Source organism: Sphingomonas sp. URJC2 (genome assembly GCF_059803575.1).
The window spans coordinates 112,708-130,400 of record NZ_JAPFGX010000004.1 but is presented as its reverse complement, the minus strand read 5'-3'; the positions used below and the strand labels follow the sequence as shown (position 1 = coordinate 130,400).

Genomic DNA, 17,693 nt, shown 5'->3' with positions numbered 1-17,693 from the left:
GGATACGCTATGGGAGGCCGGGTGGGGGTGCGGGCCGGTGCCGCCCGTGCGGCGTGAGCCGCACCACAAACAACCCGGTGCCGCCCCCGCGCCGTGAGGCGCGCAACCGAAAACCCGGCGCGCAAACAAACTTCCCCGCACCCCACCTGTCCCGGCCGATCCTCAGCGCGGCGCGCGCGCCAGCCGGGTCATCAGGATCGCGGCGCGCTTGGCCTGGCGGCGGATGCTGTCGAGGTCGACCGTCTCGCCCGGCGCATGATCGCCCCAGCTGTCGGTGCCAAGGCCCGCCAGCCCGTCGACCATGCCGGCCACGAACGAGATGTCGCCCGCGCCGCGCTTGAGCGGATCGAGCTCGGGCATGGCCTTCAGCCCCAGATCGGCATTGACGCTGTTGAGCGTGGCGAGCAGCGCGCGGTTGCCCGGGGTCGGGGCCATTGCCGGATAGCCGCCGGGATCAAAGCTCAGCTCGGCGGTCGCACCGGGGCGGGGGCGGGCGACGATCGCCTGCATCCGCGCTTTCACCCGCTGCGTCTGCGCGTCGGACAGGGTGCGCAGGTCGCCGCGCGCGATCGCGGTTTCGGGGATGATGTTGGTCTTGCCCGCCGCGGTCGCGCGGATGCCGTCCTTGTCGAGCGTTGCCTGCGCGCCGCCCGCGATCAGCCCGGTGTTGAACGTCAGATTGGGTTCGGGCAGCTCGGCCCGGAACTCGGCAAGGATGCCGGCCAGCGCATAGATCGCGCCGTCGCCGGCGGCGGGCGAGAACACCCCGCTCGAATGCCCGCCCCTGGCCGTCACCCGCACCGTCCAGCTGTTCGAGCTGCGCCGCGCGATCGAGCCCCAGTCCTGCCCGTCGATCACGATCAGCCCTTCGAAATCGAGCGCGACATCGGCGCGGCGGCCGGCGGCGATCAGGTCGGCGCGGGCGGTGGCGACCGGATCGCCGACATCTTCCTCATCGCCGGTCAGCACGATCTCGAGATCGGCGCGGTCGAGCGTGCCGGCCGCCTGCATCGCGCGCAGCGCCGCGACCATCACCACCATGCCGCCCTTGTCGTCGCCCGCGCCCGGCCCTTCGGCGCGGTCGCCGTCGCCGTTCCTGGTGCGGACAAAGCGCTGGAACGGCGAATCGGGTTCGAACACCGTGTCGAGATGGCCGATCAGCAGCATCCGCCGGCCGCGTCCGTCGCCCTTGCGGGTGGCGATGATGTGCCCGGCGCGCCCGGCCGCCGCCATCGGCACCCATTTGACGGCAAAGCCCAGCGCCTCCAGCTCGGCGCGCATCATCCGCCCGACCTTTTCCACGCCGTCCAGATTGAGCGAGCCGGAGTTCTGGTTGACCAGCCGTTCGAGCAGCGCGACGTGGCGTTCATATTCGGCATCGACGGTCGCCGCGATCTTGCGTTCCGGCGCGCTCAGCCCGGCGAGCGCGGGGGCGGAGAATGCGAGCGCGGCGGCGGCAAAAGCCGCTGCTGCACGGCGTGTGACGCGGGCGCGGGCGGGTAGCGGCGCGCGGGCGGTCAGGGGGGCGATGCTGGTCATGCCCCGGTGATAGCCCGGCTGCCTGCCGGCGCAAATGGGGCCGGCGGCCTTGCTTCCGCCGCAATCCTCGCCCATATGGCCGATGCGCGCGGGGCCTGACCCCGACGAACCGGCAGCGTGAACAGCTCGACATTGGTCGAGCCCGGCCGGTCCCAGCAGCGCTTGCCCCCAGGCTTCCCTTTTCACGCGGGTTGTCGAACCCCCCGCGATCGCGGCGTGCCTTTGCGCGTGCCGCGCACCGCCATTTGCGAAAGATTTCCATGACCCAGTTCAAAGACCTTGGCCTTGCCGAGCCGATCCTCAAGGCGCTCGCCGCCAAGGGCTATGCCGACCCGACGCCGATCCAGCGTCAGGCGATCCCGCCGCTGCTCGAAGGGCGCGACCTGTGCGGCATCGCCCAGACCGGCACCGGCAAGACGGCGGCGTTCGCGCTGCCCAGCCTCGATTATTTCTCCCGCCATCCCAAGCCGCGGCCGTTGCAGGGCTGCCGGATGCTCGTCCTGTCGCCGACGCGCGAGCTGGCCGCGCAGATCGCCGAATCCTTCCGCACCTATGGCCGCTTCCTGCGCCTGTCGGTCGAAACCGTGTTTGGCGGCGTGCCGATCGGCCGTCAGGTCAACAAGCTGCGTGCGGGCGTCGATGTGCTCGTCGCCACGCCGGGGCGGCTGCTCGACCTGATCGACCAGCGCGCGCTCAGCCTGCGCGATGTCGAGATCTTCGTGCTCGACGAGGCCGACCAGATGCTCGACCTCGGCTTCATCCATGCGCTGAAGCGGATCGAAAAGCTGCTGCCCGCGCGGCGGCAGAATCTGTTCTTCTCCGCCACCATGCCCAAGACGATCGCCGATCTGGGCGACCGTTTCCTGACCGATCCGGTCAAGGTCGCGGTGACGCCGGTTGCCTCCACCGCCGAGCGGGTCGAGCAGTTCGTCACCTTTGTCAGCCAGCGCGAGAAGCAGGCGCTGCTAACCGTAATGCTGAAGGCCGAGCAGATCGACCGGGCGCTTGTGTTCACCCGCACCAAGCATGGCGCGGACAAGGTCGTCCGCCATCTGCAGGCGGCGGGCATCGGCTGCGCGGCCATTCACGGCAACAAGAGCCAGCCGCAGCGCACCCAGGCGCTCCAGGCCTTTCGTCAGGGCGAGATCAAGATTCTGGTGGCAACCGACATTGCCGCGCGCGGCATCGACGTGTCGGGCGTCAGCCATGTGTTCAACTTCGAACTGCCCAACGTGCCCGAACAATATGTCCACCGCATCGGCCGCACCGCGCGTGCCGGGCGCGAGGGGCGGGCGATCAGCCTGGTCGACAAGGCGGGCGAGGAAGGCCAGTGGCTGCGCCAGATCGAGCGGCTGACCAAGATCGCGCTGACGCCGCTGCCGCTGCCCGAGGGGTTCGACCGGATCAAGGCTTCGTTGCCCCAGCCCGCCCAGACCCCGGTCAAGCCGACCGCGCAGCGCCGCCACGAACAGGCGCGTCAGGCCCCGGCCGGCGACCGGCCGAAGCGGCCGTTCCGCGGCCGGCGCGGGCCGGTCGGCGCGCATCGCGGCGCGGTCAAGAAAATGGGCTGACGAGGCGTTCGGGCGCGTGCCGCAAATGGCCCGCGCCCGGCCGTCCGGCCGTCAGGCCAGCCGGTGCTGGCGGGCGCGGCTGCGCCGGCGCATGATGACGCCGAGCAGCCCGAACCCGCCCAGCATCATCGCCCACATCGCCGGTTCGGGCACCGGCGCCGCCGCCAGCCGGTCGATTTCGAATGAGTTGCCGCCCGAACCGAAGGTGACGCCGGCAATCTGCTGGCCCTGATCGGCGGTGAAGCGGAAGCGGCCATTGGTGCGCGCAGCGCTCTGATTGCCGTCGGGCAGCGCGACCAGCTGTCCGCCGGTAAAGCTCTGCACGCCACCGCCGACAAAGTTGAGCGTCAGCAGATTATAGCTGTCGAGCGATCCCAGATCGACCGAGAAGCCGAACACCGGGGCGTCGAACGCGATCCGCGCCTCGCCGCCCGCCAGCACCGACAGATAGCGCGACCGGTCGCCCGCCGCCGGCAGCGCGCCGTCGCCCGACGTACCGGTCAGGAAGCGGAAGCGCGTGCCTGTCACCAGAGTGTCGCGCGCCGGATCGTTGAAATCGAACATCACCGTTTCGGTGGGCAGGACCGATCCCGACCCCGGTTCGAACACGAATGTCGCAGCGCCGGCAGGGGCCGGAAGTGCGGACAGAATGGCAAGCGCGCACGCCGCCCGGCAAATATTGGCCCGGTAAATGTTGCGCATCGATAACCCCTTGGCTGGACCTGGCCCGCATCATGGGGCCGGGCCGGTAAACAACGGGTTGGCGATGCTGTTCCCGGCGATGAGCCGGGTCGGTCGGGCCGTTGGTCAGGCCGCTTCCAGCCCCCGGGGCAGTTTGAACACCATCCGTTCGGTCGTGGTCGTCACCTCTTCCTCGGTGACGTCGAACCGTTCGGCCAGCCGCGCGACGACTTCGCGGACCAGAATCTCGGGTGCCGATGCGCCGGCGGTGATGCCGAGCGTCCTGACCCCGTCCAGCCAGCCGAAATCGATCTCGGCGGCGCGCTGGATCATCCGCGCGCTGATCCCCTCGCGCTCCGCCACCTCGACGAGGCGCAGCGAGTTGGAGCTGTTGGGCGCGCCGATCACCAGCATGAAATCGCACGCCGCGGCAATCGCCTTGACCGCTGCCTGCCGGTTCGAGGTCGCGTAGCAGATATCCTCGCCGCGCGGGCCCTGAATGGCCGGGAAGCGCCGCTCGAGCGTCGCCACGATCTCCGCCGTGTCGTCGACCGACAGGGTGGTCTGGGTCAGATAGGCAAGGTTGGCGGGATCGCCGACCGCAATCGCCTCGGCATCGGCCACACTTTCGATCAGCGTCATCTGCCCGTCGGGCACCTGACCGAAGGTGCCGATCACCTCGGGATGGCCCTTGTGGCCGACGAACAGGATGTGCCGGCCCTGTTCGACCAGCCGTTCGGCCTGGCGATGCACCTTGCTGACCAGCGGGCAGGTGGCGTCCAGATAATCCAGCCCGCGCGCCTCGGCGGTCGCCGGCACCGATTTGGGCACGCCATGTGCGGAGAACACGACATGGGCGTCGTCGGGCACCTCGTCCAGTTCCTCGACGAACACCGCCCCCTTCGCCTTCAGCGAATCGACGACATATTTGTTGTGGACGATTTCATGGCGCACATAGACGGGCGCGCCATGCTTCTCGATCGCCAGTTCGACGATGCGGATCGCCCGGTCGACACCGGCGCAGAAGCCGCGCGGCGCGGCGATCAGGAGTTTGAGCGGGGGGAGCGTCGGGGGGGAGCGTTCGGCCATAGTGTCTGCTGTCTACGCGATTGCTTGCCCTGCTTGAAGCGCCTTCCTATGCTTTGTTGGCGATTGCCCGGTTCAGGCGGTCCGCCCCCATTTTGTCGAGGCTTTACCCGTTGCTCCTTCGGTCCGTCCTGATCGCCGCGTCCTTCCTGTCGCTTGCCGCCTGCGCGCGCGACGGCGAGCTTGATCCCACCGGCGGGATGCGCGTCGCGCGCAGTCCATGCCCGGCAAGCGGCATTCCCGCTTACACCGGCGACGTGACCCTGTTCCGCGGCACGGCCGGGCAGGCGGCGCAGCCCGATGCCGCCGCCATCGATCTGGTCGCGACGATGACCAATCTGCGCGTCGTGTGCGACGAGACCGGGCCGGAAATCGTCGCCACCGCGACTTTCGAGGTGTCGGCCCGGCGCAGCGATGCGCGTGGCGCGCGGCAGGTGGTGCTGCCCTATTTCGCGACCGTGGTGCGCGGCGGCAATGTCGTCGTTGCCAAGCGGATCAGCCGCGTCACGCTCGATTTCGCCGACGGGCAGGACCGGGCGACGGCATCGGCCAGCGGCCAGGCGGTGGTCGCCGCCTCCGCCGCCGTGCTGCCCGAAGAGGTGCGCGACCGCATCACCCGTCGCCGCCGCGCCGGCGACCAGGATGCGGCGATCGACCCGATGGCCGATCCGCTGGTCCGTCAGGCGGTGGCGCGGGCCAGCTTTGAGCTGCTGGTCGGTTTCCAGCTGACGCCCGAACAGCTGCGCTACAACGTCACGCGCTGAGCATTGTCTGGGAATGCGCTGTCGCGCATTCTGCGGCACCGGCCCGCACCCCGCGCCGGGAGGCGCGCAACCGACAACCTGCCGGGAGGCGCGGCACAGACAACGCCGCCCCCCGCGGCGTAAGCCGCGCAACCGACAACCTGCCGTCAGCCGCGCCACAAACCATCATCCCCCGCCTGCGGGCGGTTGACTCGGCAGGCGTCGCCCGCCAAGGCGTGCGGGCCGTCGGCGGGCATCCGCCGGAGGCCGCGCGGGAGAGTTTTTCCGTCCCCTTGGGGGCGGGGGACGCCGAAGGAGCAACCGCCCCGGAATCTCTCAGGCTGTGGGACCGCGCGGGCCTTATCGACAGACGGCACTCTGGAAAGCGCCCCGGCTCCGGCCGTGGCCACCGAAGGGGTAAGCCGGGCGGTGCGCCGCACGGCGAAAGCTCTCAGGTTCCGTGACAGAGGGGGCTTGAACCTGCCTTGACCGGGCGGGTTCGGCTGTCCTTTCACGGAGACCGACCAGTGAGCGATGCTGCCACCCATAATGACACCACCCCAGCCGGGCATGACGATGCCGAGCCGGACATCGCGACGCTGCCGCTCGACGCCTGGCACCGGGCGCGCGGGGCGCGGATGGTGGCGTTCGCCGGCTATCACATGCCGATCCAGTATGACGGCATCATGGCCGAGCATCTGTGGACGCGCAGCAGCGCCGGGCTGTTCGATGTCAGCCATATGGGCCAGCTGCTGCTGAGCGGCGACGGCGTCGATCAGGCGCTGGAGGCGCTGCTGCCCGGCGACATGCAGGCGCTGGGCGTCGGCCGGCTGCGCTATTCGCTGCTGCTGAACGAGGATGGCGGCATTCTCGACGATCTGATGGTCACGCGCCGCGCCGACGATTTCTACATGGTCGTCAACGGCGCGACCAAATATGACGATATCGGCCATCTGCGCGAGCATCTGGCCGACGAGATCACGCTCAACCATCTGGACGATCAGGCGCTGCTGGCGCTGCAAGGGCCGAAGGCGGTCGACGCGCTCGCCCGCATCCAGCCGGCGGTCGCGCAGCTTTATTTCATGGAAGCCAGCGCATTCGAACTGGCGGGCGTGCCGGCCTGGATCAGCCGTTCGGGCTATACCGGCGAGGACGGGTTCGAGATTTCGGTCGCCGCCGAACATGTCGCGCGCATCGCCGACCTGCTGTGCGACCAGCCCGAGGTGAAGCCGATCGGCCTTGGCGCGCGCGATTCGCTGCGGCTGGAGGCGGGGCTGCCGCTTTACGGCCATGACCTTGACGAGACGACGACGCCGGTCGCCGCCGATCTCGGCTTTGCCCTGTCCAAACGCCGGCGCGAGCAGGGCGGCTTCATGGGCGCGGGCCGGGTGCTCGGCGAATGGCCGGCGGGCGCGCCGCTGCGCCGCGTCGGGCTGCTGGTCGACGGGCGTCAGCCGGTGCGCGAGGGCGCGACCGTGGTCGACGCGGCGGGCCGGGAGATTGGCCGGGTGACGTCCGGCGGCTTTTCCCCCAGCCTCGAACGGCCGATCGCCATGGCCTATGTCCCGGCCGGGCTGGCCGCGGCCGGAACCCCGATCACGCTCAGCCAGCGCGGCCGCGCCTTTGCCGCCACCGTCGCGCCGATGCCGTTCGTGCCCACCAGATATCATCGCAAGGGAGCCGCCAAATGACCCGCTATTTCACCAAGGACCATGAATGGATCGATGTCGATGGCGAGACCGCCACGGTCGGCATCACCGATTATGCGCAGGGCCAGCTGGGCGATGTCGTGTTCGTCGAAGTGCCGGCGGCCGGCACGCAGGTGAAGGCGGGCGGCGAAGCGGCGGTCGTTGAATCGGTCAAGGCCGCGTCCGACGTCTATTCGCCGGTGTCGGGCGAAGTGACCGAGGGCAATGCCGCGCTCGCCGACCAGCCCGATCTGGTCAACTCCGCGCCCGAGGGCGAAGGCTGGTTCTTCAAGCTGCGGCTCGCCGATCCGGCCGAGCTGAACGGGCTGATGGACGGCGACGCCTATCAGGCCTTCATCGCCTCGCTGTGATCCCGCCGGGGCGGGCCATGCCCGCCCATTGACGGAAAAAGGATGTAAAGACAGTGCGCTATCTTCCACTGACCGACGCCGATCGCACGGCGATGCTGCGCCAGATCGGCGCGCAGTCGATCGATGACCTGTTTGTCGACGTGCCTGTCGAGGCGCGGCTGGCGGACCCGATTGCCGGGCTGCCGCACCATGCCTCGGAACTGGCGGTCGAACGCCAGCTGAAAGCGCTTGCCGCGCGCAACACGGTTGCCGGCGATGTGCCCTTTTTCCTCGGCTGCGGCGCCTATCGCCACCATGTCCCGGCCAGCGTCGATCACATCATCCAGCGCGGCGAGTTCCTGACCGCCTACACGCCCTATCAGCCGGAAATCGCGCAGGGCACGCTGCAGATGCTGTTCGAGTTCCAGACCCAGGTGGCGCGTCTGCTCGGCTGCGACGTCGCCAATGCGTCGATGTATGACGGCTCGACCGCCTGCTGGGAGGCGATCGCCATGGCCGGCCGCGTCACCCGGCGCAAAAAGGCGCTGCTGTCGGCCGGGCTGCACCCGCATTATGTGTCGGTTGCGAAGACGATGGCGCGCTTTACCGGCGATGATCTGCACACCGCGCTGCCGACGCTCGACGCCGCGACCGATCTCGACGCGCTTGCCGCCGCGATCGACGGCGAGACGTCATGCGTGGTCGTGCAATATCCCGACATTCTCGGCCGCATCGGCAATCTCGAGGCGCTGGCGGCGCGCGCGCATGAAGCGGGCGCATTGCTGATCGCGGTGGTGACCGAGCCGGTCGCGCTGGGCCTGATCCGCGCTCCGGGCGACATGGGCGCGGACATCGTCGTCGGCGAGGGCCAGTCGCTGGGCGTCGGGTTGCAGTTTGGCGGGCCTTATGTCGGCCTGTTCGCCTGCAAGGAAAAGTTCGTCCGCCAGATGCCGGGCCGGCTGTGCGGCGAGACGGTGGATGCCGAGGGCAAGCGCGGCTTCGTGCTCACTCTGTCCACCCGCGAACAGCATATCCGCCGCGAAAAGGCGACGTCGAACATCTGCACCAACTCGGGCCTGTGCGCGCTCGCTTTCTCCGTGCATCTGACGCTGCTGGGCGAAAAGGGGCTGCGCGGGCTGGCTCAGGTCAATCATGGCCGCGCCGTTGCCGCTGCCGAGCGGCTGGCGCAGGTGCCGGGCGTGCGGCTGCTCAACGACAGCTTTTTCAACGAGTTCACGCTGGTGCTGCCGGTCGAGGCGCGGGCGCTGGTCCGCCGCTTTGCCGAGGAGCGCAACATTCTGGCCGGCGTGTCGCTCGGCCGGCTCTATCCGGGGGCGGACGCGCTGGCCAACGGGCTGGTCGTTGCCGTCACCGAAACCACCACCGACGAGGATGTCGAGGCGCTGGCCGCCGCGCTTGAGGAGGAACTGGCATGAGCATGAACCGCGAAGGCCGCGTCACCCGCCCCGAGACGCCGGGTGCCGCCGGGGGCGAAGCCGCCACCTGGTCCGGCAACCGGGCGCTGATGCTTGAAGAAGCGCTGATCTTCGAGATCGGCGATGAGGGCACGAGCGGCGTCGACCTGCCCGAAGGCCCCGCCGCCGTCCGCCCGCGGCTGGGCGGGCTGGAGCGCAACCGCCCGATCGGCCTGCCGGGCCTGTCCGAACCCGAAACGGTGCGCCATTACACCCGCCTGTCGCGGCAGAATTACGGGATCGATCTCGGCTTCTTCCCGCTCGGCTCGTGCACGATGAAGCATAATCCGCGCCTCAACGAGAAGATGGCGCGGCTGCCGGGCTTTGCCGACATCCACCCGTTGCAGCCGATCAGCTCGGTGCAGGGCGCGCTCGCGCTCATCGATCTGGTCGCGCATTGGCTCAAGACGCTGACCGGCATGCCCGCCGTGGCGATGAGCCCCAAGGCCGGCGCGCATGGCGAGCTGTGCGGCCTGCTTGCCATCCGCTCGGCGCTTGAGGCGCGCGGCGATGCGCGTTCGGTGGTGCTGGTGCCCGAATCGGCGCATGGCACCAATCCGGCGACCGCGGCCTTTGCCGGCTACCGGGTGGAAAACATTCCGGCGACGCCGGCCGGGCGGGTCGATTTCGACGCGCTCGTCGCGCGGCTGGGGCCGGATGTGGCGGCGGTGATGATCACCAATCCCAACACCTGCGGCCTGTTCGAGCCGGATCTGAAGCGCATTGCCGATGCCGTGCATGCGGTGGGCGGCTTCGTCTATTGCGACGGCGCGAACTTCAACGCCATTGTCGGCCGGGTGCGTCCCGGCGATCTGGGCGTCGATGCGATGCACATCAACCTGCACAAGACCTTCTCGACCCCGCATGGCGGCGGCGGGCCGGGTTCGGGGCCGGTTGTGTTTTCCGAGGCGCTGGCGCCGTTCGCGCCGCTGCCGACCGTCGAGCGCGACGGCGACCGCTATCTGCTGGTCGAGGAGTTCAACCGTGGCGAGGCGCATGACGACAGCTTTGGCCGCATGGTCGCGTTCCACGGCCAGATGGGCATGTTCACCCGCGCGGCGGCCTATATGCTCAGCCACGGGGCCGACGGGCTGCGGCAGGTGAGCGAGGATGCGGTCCTCAACGCCAATTATCTGCTGCGCTGCCTTGAAGACGTGCTCGACGCGCCGTTCGCGGCCAGCGGCCCGTGCATGCACGAGGCGCTGTTCTCAGACGACGGGCTGGCCGATGGCTTCACCACGCTCGACATCGCCAAGGGGCTGATCGACGAGGGCTATCACCCGATGACCATGTATTTCCCGCTGGTCGTGCACGGGGCGATGCTGGTCGAACCGACCGAGACCGAGTCCAAGGCCAATCTCGACGCCTTTGTCGGCGCGCTGCGCCATGTCGTCGCGCGGGCCAAGGCGGGCGATCCGGCGCTGAAGGCTGCGCCCCATTTCGCGCCGCGCCGCCGGCTTGACGAGACGCTTGCCGCGCGCAAGCCGATCCTCACCTGGCGCGATCCCGAACTGGCCCAGGCGGCCGAGTAACGCCCAACTTATGCCGGGTGCGCCGCCCTCGACAGGGGCGGCCCACCCTGCCACAGCAGCGCCCATGTGGCAGGGCCTGTTTCAGCTGACCAACATCGTCGCACTCGCCGGCTGGGCGGTGCTGATCCTCGCGCCGCGGCGGCCGCTGCCGCTCACCGCAGTCATGTATCTGGGCGTCGGGCTGCTGTGCCTTGCCTATCTGACGGCGGCGGCGGCGGTGCTGGCCGGGCTGGTCGATCCGGTGCCGGTCGCCGGGGCGGCGGCGCGGCCTGACCTCACCGATTATTCCCCCGCCGGGCTGCGCGCGCTGTTTGCCAGCGATGGCGGCATCGTCATCGGCTGGACCCATTATCTGGCGCTCGATCTGTTCGCCGGGCTGTGGATCGCGCGCGATGCCGATGCCAAGGGCTTTGCCCGCATCGCTCAGGCCCCGGTGCTGCTGCTGACCTTTCTGGCCGGGCCGGCGGGGCTGCTCGTCTGGCTGGGCGTGCGCGAACCGGCGGCGCGGCGGCGGGCGCGGCGATGAGCGCGGGGCCGCTTCCCGATCCGCCTGCCGGGCAGCTGGCCGGCGATGTCTCCGGCGCGCGCCACTCCCCGGCGACGGCGCGCAACCGCGATGCGATTCTGGCGGTGCTGCGCGGGGTGCTGCCGCCGGCGGGGCTGGTGCTCGAACTGGCAAGCGGCACGGGCGAGCATGTCCGCCATTTCGCCGCCCATCTGCCCGGCCTGATCTTCCAGCCCAGCGACCCCTATCCCGATGCCCGTGCCTCGATCGCCGCATGGTGCGCGGGGCTGGCCAATGTCCGCCCGCCGCTGGCGCTCGACGCCGCCGCGCCTGACTGGGTGGACGATTACGCCGCGCCCGGCGCCGATGCCTGTGTGTGCATCAACATGGTGCATATCAGCCCATGGGCGGCGACCATCGGCCTGTTCAGGGGTGCGGCGCGGCTGTTGCCGGCGGATGCGCCGCTGATCCTTTACGGTCCCTATCTGGAAGGCGGGATCGACACCGCGCCGTCCAACCTTGCCTTTGACCAGTCACTCAAGGCGCGCAATCCCGAATGGGGCCTGCGCCATCTGGACGATATCGACCGGCTGGCCGCCGAAAATGGCTTTGCCCGCACCGAACGGCTTGCGATGCCGGCCAACAACCTGACTTTGATCTATCGCCGGCGGGCGGCCTAGCCGGCCGGGGCCGGCCGGGCCTTGGCTCCCGCCGTCATCTCGCGTCGCCGGCTGCGCGCCCGGCCTCAGGCGAGGAGGGAAAATGAGTTGCCGAAGTTGTGCAGCAAAATCGGCACCAATAGGCTTCCCGTCCGCAGGCGCAGCCACACCGCGATCAGCGATGGTATGGCGGTCAGCGCCATGATGACGGGATCAAAGGCAAAGCCTGAATCGGTATGGCCAAAGGCGTGGGCGAGGCCGAACACCATGCACGACAGCAATGCGCCCCAGCCCCAGTCGACGCCGAGCAGCCGCTTGCGGCCCCGCAATGCCTGATCGAGCGCGAACAACAGGATGCCGCGATAAAATGGCTCTTCCTCAAGGCCGGGCATCGTCAGCTGGAAGGCGAGCTGTTCCGTGCTGGCCCGATTGCCGGGGAAGAGCAGGGCGATGACGATGAAAAAGCCGCAATAGAGCGCGGCAACCGGCACTACCAATTTGAGGCTGCCCGGCAGCTGCGCGAGGGTGAAGCCGACCCGGCGCAACCCGAAGGCGGGCCGGCTGGCGATGGCGATGGTGGCGGCGATGGCCGCGAGCTTGCCCTGCCAGTTCCAGTCCCCGCCCATCACGTCGGGCAGCAGGCCGTAGCAGCGGGTGAGCAGCGCATCGTTGATCGCCACCAGCAGCGCGGCGACGGCCAGCCACCCTGGCGCGAAATTGCGCCGATCGGCCAGCCCCAGCGCCGTTCCCAGTCCGATCAGTATTGCGAGGGTTCCGGCCAGTCCGATCACTCCGTCCACGCGCCTGCCTGTCTCTGTTGGTGCGCGCCGGGGGTAGGGCGTGCCCGCCGGCCCCGCTGCTCAGAAAGCGGATTTTCGCTCCTCAAAACCCGGCTTTTGCAGGCTGCGGCCGGAGCGCGGCGGCCCGGCGCGCCGCTGCGCGATATTCGCTGGGGGCGCAGCCCTCAATGGCCCGGAAGGCGCGGTTGAAGCTGGCGAGCGAGGCGAAGCCGCTGTCGAGTGCGACGGCGATCAGCTTGTCGTCGCGATTCCGTTCGGCGAGCAGACGCCGCGCCTCTGTCACCCGGTGATGGTTCAGAAAGGCGCGGAAATGATCATGGCCCATCTGCTGGTTGATCAGCGTTCTGACGGTGCGCTCCGGGGCGGCCATCAGCGCCACGAACCGGGCAAAGGTCAGCTGGGGGTCGAGATGCACCCGCTCGCTCTCGATCAGCACGGACAGGCGGGCGAGCAGCGCGTCTTGGCGGCGCTGGTCCCAAGTATCGGCGGCGGCGGGCGGCACGGCGCCCCGTTCGGCCACGCCAAAGGTCAGCACATCGGCCCTGACGGTCAGCAGCCGCCCGGCAAGCCACAGGCCGAACCCGAGGATCATGAGGTTTTGCGCCATCGCAAAGCCCAGCGGTCGCCAGTCGAACCCGAACAACGCATCCGCCACAAGATCGATCAGCAGCATCCCGCCCAACAGCACCGCAACCAGGATCCGCGCGTCATGGCGCTGCTGGATCAGGTCGCCCTGACGTTCATCGAGCAGCCGCCAGATCAGATGGCCGACAATCGCCAGGCCCAGCAGCACCAGGGCGCGCGACAGCCCGGCATCGGCCAGCATGGCGCCGAACAGGCCGCGATCGGCCGCCGCAAGCCCCGCCCATGCCAGCCCGGCGATCAGGACACCGCCCTGCAACCGGAAGCGGCTGTCGAAGCAGGACAGGGCGAACCACCACAGGAAAATCACCGTGAACCCGCTTGCCAGATGCGCGAATGCCCCCGCCAGCCCGGCCGGCCGCAGCGCGCCGAGCGGCGTGTTGCCAAGGACAAAGCCCGCCACACACACCGCCAGCGGCGCGAACAGCAGGGCAGGCAACCCAAGCCGGCGGCGATGGCCGAGCAGCAGCCCGGCGAGCAGCAGCAAAATGCTCGCGGTGCCGACGCGAATGGCGATGTCCAGCTGCGCGACGTTCATTGTGTCACGCTAAAGCATTTCGGAGCCGGTTTGCATCACCGGCGGCGGACGTGCGGAACCCATCACACGGCGCAGCTGAAAATCGGGGGCCGGCGCGCGTGGCACCGGCCCCCTGCCAGTGGGCGGCGGTCCCGGTTGGGAACCGCCGCCGGTGCGCCATGGGCGCGTGCCGGTGTGCCGGCGTTATGGCCTGTCCGGACAGTCGCTGATGGAACCGTCCCGGCAACGCATCAGAGCGTGCGGCCGATCAGTTCCTTCATGATTTCGTTGGTGCCGCCATAGATGCGGCTGACGCGCGCGCCGCGCCACGCACGGGCGATCGGATATTCGTTCATATAGCCCGCGCCGCCATGCAGCTGGAGGCACTTGTCCATCACTTCCCATTGCAGTTCGGTGTGGAACAGCTTGGCGGCGGCCCCTTCTTCCGGGGTCAGCTGGCGCTTCAGATGGCGGGCGAGCGCCCAGTCGAGATGCGCCCAGCCGACCTGCAGCTTCGACTTCAGATCAGCCAGGGTAAAGCGGGTGTTCTGGAAATCGAACACCGGCTTGCCGAACGCCTTCCTGTCCTTGACGAAAGCGACGGTGTCGTCGAACGCGCGCTGCGCCGAGGCGTGGCTGGAAATCGCGATCGACAGCCGCTCCTGCGGCAGCTCGCTCATCAGATAGATGAAGCCCTTGCCTTCCTCGCCCAGGCAGTTGGTCATCGGCACGCGCACATCCTCGAAGAACAGCTCCGAGGTGTCGGCCGCGTCCTGGCCGATCTTGTCGAGGTTGCGGCCGCGCTTGAACCCTTCGCGGGTCGCCTCGACCAGAATGATCGACACGCCCTTCCACGCCGGCTGCACCTCGGTGTCGGTCTTGCAGCAGACGAGCACCAGATCGGCGTTCTGGCCGTTGGTGATATAGGTCTTGGACCCGTTGATGACGTAGTGATTGCCGTCCTTCTTCGCGGTCGTGCGGATGCTCTGCAGGTCGGACCCGGTGCCCGGTTCGGTCATCGCGATCGCGGTCACCACCTCGCCCGAGACAAGCTTGGGCAGCCAGTGGCGCTTCTGCTCTTCGGAGCCATAGGAGACGAGATAATTGACGACGATGTCCGACTGGAGGCTGAAGCCGAGCGGGGTGCCGGCATAGGCCACTTCTTCGTCGATGATCGCGTTATAGCCGAAATCAAGGCCCAGCCCGCCATATTCGGTCGGCACGGTCGGGCACAGCATGCCCAGCTCGCCCGCCTTGGGCCAGATGTCCTTGTCGACAATGCCCTGATCGTCCCAGCGCTGGATATGCGGCACCGCTTCCTTGTGCAGGAAGCTGCGCACCGTTTCGCGGAACGCCTCATGGTCGGGGGTATAGACGGTGCGGCCAAGCGTCTCGAGCATGGTCATCCTCTCTCTCTTTTGTCTTCGCCGCACACATGACCGCGAGTTGACGTTTCCGTCAAGGGGAAGTGTCATGGGCTTGCGTGCGTGTGCCTCCGGCCTATCCCGGCGGGCATGACCGATGCCTCGCCCCCGATTCTGCCGCGCCTGATCCTCGATGCCCGTGCCGCGCTTGGGGAGGGGCCGCGCTGGCATGAAGGCGAAAGGCGGCTCTACTGGGTCGATATCGCCCGGGCCGAGCTGCACCGCTTCGATCCCGCGACCGGGGTGGATGCATGCCGCCGGTTCGACGATCCGGTCGGCTGTTTCGCCTTCACCCGCTCGGGCGGACTGCTGCTGGCGATGCGCACCGGCTTTGCGGTCATCGATCACTGGGATGCGCCGCTGCGGCCGTTCGGGCCGGCGGTGCTGGTCGACCGGCCCGGCTATCGCTTCAATGACGGCCGCACCGATCCCGCCGGGCGCTTCTGGGTGGGCAGTGTCGACACGCTCAAGACCAGCCATGACGCCGCGCTCTACCGGCTCGACCCCGATGGCAGCGTGACCTGCATCGAAGCCGGGATGACGACGTGCAACGGCGCCGCCTTCACCGCCGACGGCACGCGCTTTCACCATGCCGACACGCCCAGCCACGCCCTGCGCGCCTATGATGTCGCCGACGGGCGGCTGACCGGCCGGCGGATCATCCGGCAATGGCCGCATGGCCATGGCCGGCCCGACGGCGGCTCGTTCGACGAGGCCGGGCGTTACTGGACGGCGCTGTTCGATGGCGGGCGGGTGGCGTGCCTCGATCCGGACGGCGCGGTCGTCACCGAAGTCGCGCTGCCGGTCAGCCGGCCGACGATGATCGCCTTTGGCGGCGCGGATCGCCGCACCGCCTTTGTCACCAGCGCCAGCGTCGAGGGCGAAGCGGGGTCGGGCGGCATTTTTTCGTTCCGCACCGATGTGCCGGGCGTGGCCGAATGGGCGTTTGCCGGCGGGTGAGGGGTGAGCCGATGCCTGCGGCTGTGCCCTGTCCGCGCACGCGGCGCGATTCGCGCCCGGCCAGCCGGTCGGGCACGCCCCCCGGGCCGGGAAACCCGGTCGCGGGCGGGCCGGTAAGCCAATGATATGAAATCGCTTTTGCAGGAACGTGCCATTTCCGGCGCGGAGACTCGAATCGCCCTTTGAAATTTTATAACAAGCGCGGCAAAGAGCGCCGCGGCCCGTCCGGGCCAGCCAGTGGAGTGAGGATGAGCAACCGCCCCAACCTGCCGCCGCTATCGCTGCACGTTCCCGAGCCGAAATACCGGCCCGGCGACGAGGCCGATTTCAGCGACCTTCATATTCCCGCCGCCGGCAGCGCCGCGCGGCCCGCGACCGATGTCCACCCCTCGGCGATCCACGACCTCGCTTACGGGCTGGTGCGCGTGCTTGACGATGACGGCCAGGCGGTCGGGCCGTGGGACCCCAAGCTCGACCCCGACCGGCTGCGCGCGATGCTGCGCGCGATGGCGCTCACCCGCGCGTTCGACGAGCGCATGTATCGCGCCCAGCGCCAGGGGAAGACCAGCTTCTACATGAAGTGCACGGGTGAAGAGGCGATCGCCGTGGCCGCGGCCTTTGCGCTCGACCGCGACGACATGTGCTTTCCCAGCTATCGCCAGCAGGGGCTGCTGATCGCGCGCGACTGGTCGCTCGTCGACATGATGAATCAGATCTATTCGAACAAGGGCGACCGGCTGCAGGGCAAGCAGCTGCCGATCATGTATTCGACCAAGGAAGGCTCGTTCTTCTCGATCTCCGGCAATCTCGCCACCCAGCTGCCTCAGGCGGTGGGCTGGGCGATGGCGTCCGCGATCAGGGGCGACACGCGAATCGCCGCCACCTGGTGCGGCGAAGGATCGACCGCCGAGGGCGATTTCCATTCGGCCTGCACCTTTGCCGCCGTCTACCGCGCGCCGGTGATCCTGAACGTCGTCAACAATCAATGGGCGATTTCCAGCTTTTCGGGCTTTGCCGGGGCGGAGGCGACGACCTTTGCCGCGCGCGGCGTCGGCTATGGCATCGCCAGCCTGCGGGTCGACGGCAATGACGCGCTTGCCGTCTATGCCGCGACCGAATGGGCGGCGGAGCGTGCGCGCACCAATCAGGGACCGACGCTGATCGAGTTCTTCACCTATCGCGCCGAAGGCCATTCGACCTCGGACGATCCCTCTGCCTACCGGTCGGCGGACGAGGCATCGGCCTGGCCGCTCGGCGATCCGATCGCCCGGCTGAAACGGCACCTGATCGTGTCGGGCCAGTGGGACGAGGACGCCCATGCCGCGATGGATCTGGAACTCGCCAATCTGGTCAAGGCCGCGCAGAAGGAGGCCGAACAGAACGGCATTCTCGGCCACGGCCTGCACCATCCGATGTCGACCATGTTCGAGAATGTGTTCGAAACCATGCCCTGGCACCTTGAAGAACAGCGCCAGCAGATGCTGGCCGAGGCGCGCGCCGCCGGACTGGAGACGCGCTGAT

16 protein-coding genes and 2 riboswitches are annotated in these 17,693 nt (G+C 68.8%); of the genes, 10 read left to right on the top strand and 6 right to left on the bottom strand.

The genetic code is table 11. The annotated features are described in order from the left end of the window. Nucleotides 1-162: 162 nt before the first annotated feature. Nucleotides 163-1,539, bottom strand: coding sequence for a M20/M25/M40 family metallo-hydrolase (locus OPU66_RS03515; protein WP_498552220.1), 1,377 nt, complete (start codon nt 1,537-1,539; stop codon nt 163-165). 260 nt (nt 1,540-1,799) lie between these two features. Here OPU66_RS03515 and OPU66_RS03510 point away from each other — a divergent pair, with 260 nt between their 5' ends. Then, a complete protein-coding gene (locus OPU66_RS03510) occupies nt 1,800-3,110 on the top strand; it encodes a DEAD/DEAH box helicase (RefSeq protein ID WP_498552219.1) in 1,311 nt (436 codons plus the stop codon). Between the two features lie 51 nt (nt 3,111-3,161). Here the strand turns inward: OPU66_RS03510 and OPU66_RS03505 are convergent, their stop codons facing one another. Together OPU66_RS03505 and ispH are read right to left on the bottom strand one after the other, a co-directional pair. Then, on the bottom strand, nt 3,162-3,812 hold the full coding sequence (locus tag OPU66_RS03505) for an Npun_F0296 family exosortase-dependent surface protein (RefSeq protein ID WP_498552218.1): 651 nt from the start codon (nt 3,810-3,812) through the stop codon (nt 3,162-3,164). Between the two features lie 105 nt (nt 3,813-3,917). Then, nucleotides 3,918-4,880, bottom strand: a complete 963-nt coding sequence (gene ispH / locus OPU66_RS03500; protein ID WP_498552217.1) for a 4-hydroxy-3-methylbut-2-enyl diphosphate reductase — start codon at nt 4,878-4,880, stop codon at nt 3,918-3,920. Nucleotides 4,881-4,990: 110 nt separating this feature from the next. Between ispH and OPU66_RS03495 the strand changes: the two genes are divergently transcribed. The 7 genes from OPU66_RS03495 to OPU66_RS03465 all read left to right on the top strand — a co-directional run bounded on the left by OPU66_RS03495 (nt 4,991) and on the right by OPU66_RS03465 (nt 11,850). Next, entirely contained in the window at nt 4,991-5,641 is a 651-nt protein-coding gene (locus tag OPU66_RS03495) for a hypothetical protein (protein WP_498552216.1), read from the top strand. Between the two features lie 241 nt (nt 5,642-5,882). Further along, nucleotides 5,883-5,982, top strand: a riboswitch (glycine riboswitch). A 6-nt stretch (nt 5,983-5,988) separates the two neighbouring features. Continuing rightward, a riboswitch (glycine riboswitch) is annotated at nt 5,989-6,097 on the top strand. Between the two features lie 50 nt (nt 6,098-6,147). After that, entirely contained in the window at nt 6,148-7,311 is a 1,164-nt protein-coding gene (gene gcvT, locus OPU66_RS03490) for a glycine cleavage system aminomethyltransferase GcvT (RefSeq protein WP_498552215.1), read from the top strand. Next, nucleotides 7,308-7,679, top strand: a complete 372-nt coding sequence (gcvH, locus tag OPU66_RS03485) for a glycine cleavage system protein GcvH (RefSeq protein WP_498552214.1) — start codon at nt 7,308-7,310, stop codon at nt 7,677-7,679. Before gcvT ends, gcvH begins: the two co-directional genes overlap by 4 nt. 53 nt (nt 7,680-7,732) lie before the next feature. Then, nucleotides 7,733-9,094, top strand: a complete 1,362-nt coding sequence (gene gcvPA / locus OPU66_RS03480) for an aminomethyl-transferring glycine dehydrogenase subunit GcvPA (RefSeq protein WP_498552213.1) — start codon at nt 7,733-7,735, stop codon at nt 9,092-9,094. Beyond that, complete coding sequence (gene gcvPB, locus OPU66_RS03475; protein WP_498552212.1) at nt 9,091-10,665, top strand: aminomethyl-transferring glycine dehydrogenase subunit GcvPB; 1,575 nt, start codon at nt 9,091-9,093, stop codon at nt 10,663-10,665. Before gcvPA ends, gcvPB begins: the two co-directional genes overlap by 4 nt. Nucleotides 10,666-10,729: 64 nt before the next feature. Next, entirely contained in the window at nt 10,730-11,191 is a 462-nt protein-coding gene (locus OPU66_RS03470) for an abscisic acid-deficient protein Aba4 family protein (protein ID WP_498552211.1), read from the top strand. Next, complete coding sequence (locus tag OPU66_RS03465; protein ID WP_498552210.1) at nt 11,188-11,850, top strand: DUF938 domain-containing protein; 663 nt, start codon at nt 11,188-11,190, stop codon at nt 11,848-11,850. The genes OPU66_RS03470 and OPU66_RS03465 overlap by 4 nt, the downstream gene beginning before the upstream one ends. A 65-nt stretch (nt 11,851-11,915) precedes the next feature. Here OPU66_RS03465 and OPU66_RS03460 read toward each other — a convergent pair whose 3' ends face one another. From OPU66_RS03460 to OPU66_RS03450, 3 genes are all read right to left on the bottom strand, one after another. Continuing rightward, nucleotides 11,916-12,629: a CPBP family intramembrane glutamic endopeptidase, BDIM_20840 family gene (locus tag OPU66_RS03460; protein WP_498552209.1), complete on the bottom strand. Its 714-nt coding sequence runs from the start codon at nt 12,627-12,629 to the stop codon at nt 11,916-11,918. Between the two features lie 82 nt (nt 12,630-12,711). After that, on the bottom strand, nt 12,712-13,809 hold the full coding sequence (locus OPU66_RS03455; protein ID WP_498552208.1) for an AraC family transcriptional regulator: 1,098 nt from the start codon (nt 13,807-13,809) through the stop codon (nt 12,712-12,714). A 230-nt stretch (nt 13,810-14,039) separates the two neighbouring features. Beyond that, nucleotides 14,040-15,188: an acyl-CoA dehydrogenase family protein gene (locus OPU66_RS03450; protein ID WP_407695726.1), complete on the bottom strand. Its 1,149-nt coding sequence runs from the start codon at nt 15,186-15,188 to the stop codon at nt 14,040-14,042. 114 nt (nt 15,189-15,302) lie between these two features. Here OPU66_RS03450 and OPU66_RS03445 point away from each other — a divergent pair, with 114 nt between their 5' ends. Together OPU66_RS03445 and OPU66_RS03440 are read left to right on the top strand one after the other, a co-directional pair. Beyond that, on the top strand, nt 15,303-16,172 hold the full coding sequence (locus tag OPU66_RS03445; protein WP_498552207.1) for an SMP-30/gluconolactonase/LRE family protein: 870 nt from the start codon (nt 15,303-15,305) through the stop codon (nt 16,170-16,172). 248 nt (nt 16,173-16,420) lie between these two features. Then, nucleotides 16,421-17,692: a 3-methyl-2-oxobutanoate dehydrogenase (2-methylpropanoyl-transferring) subunit alpha gene (locus OPU66_RS03440; RefSeq protein WP_498552206.1), complete on the top strand. Its 1,272-nt coding sequence runs from the start codon at nt 16,421-16,423 to the stop codon at nt 17,690-17,692. Nucleotide 17,693: the final 1 nt, after the last annotated feature.

What these genes read in the sequence shown, in the direction of transcription:
- OPU66_RS03450 (WP_407695726.1), bottom strand. Translation starts at nt 15,188, where the DNA reads ATGCTCGAGACGCTTGGCCGCACCGTCTATACCCCCGACCATGAGGCG.
- OPU66_RS03465 (WP_498552210.1), top strand. Translation starts at nt 11,188, where the DNA reads ATGAGCGCGGGGCCGCTTCCCGATCCGCCTGCCGGGCAGCTGGCCGGC.
- gcvH (WP_498552214.1), top strand. Translation starts at nt 7,308, where the DNA reads ATGACCCGCTATTTCACCAAGGACCATGAATGGATCGATGTCGATGGC.
- ispH (WP_498552217.1), bottom strand. Translation starts at nt 4,880, where the DNA reads ATGGCCGAACGCTCCCCCCCGACGCTCCCCCCGCTCAAACTCCTGATC.
- OPU66_RS03510 (WP_498552219.1), top strand. Translation starts at nt 1,800, where the DNA reads ATGACCCAGTTCAAAGACCTTGGCCTTGCCGAGCCGATCCTCAAGGCG.
- OPU66_RS03440 (WP_498552206.1), top strand. Translation starts at nt 16,421, where the DNA reads ATGAGCAACCGCCCCAACCTGCCGCCGCTATCGCTGCACGTTCCCGAG.
- OPU66_RS03445 (WP_498552207.1), top strand. Translation starts at nt 15,303, where the DNA reads ATGACCGATGCCTCGCCCCCGATTCTGCCGCGCCTGATCCTCGATGCC.
- gcvPB (WP_498552212.1), top strand. Translation starts at nt 9,091, where the DNA reads ATGAGCATGAACCGCGAAGGCCGCGTCACCCGCCCCGAGACGCCGGGT.
- OPU66_RS03470 (WP_498552211.1), top strand. Translation starts at nt 10,730, where the DNA reads ATGTGGCAGGGCCTGTTTCAGCTGACCAACATCGTCGCACTCGCCGGC.
- OPU66_RS03515 (WP_498552220.1), bottom strand. Translation starts at nt 1,539, where the DNA reads ATGACCAGCATCGCCCCCCTGACCGCCCGCGCGCCGCTACCCGCCCGC.
- OPU66_RS03505 (WP_498552218.1), bottom strand. Translation starts at nt 3,812, where the DNA reads ATGCGCAACATTTACCGGGCCAATATTTGCCGGGCGGCGTGCGCGCTT.
- OPU66_RS03455 (WP_498552208.1), bottom strand. Translation starts at nt 13,809, where the DNA reads ATGAACGTCGCGCAGCTGGACATCGCCATTCGCGTCGGCACCGCGAGC.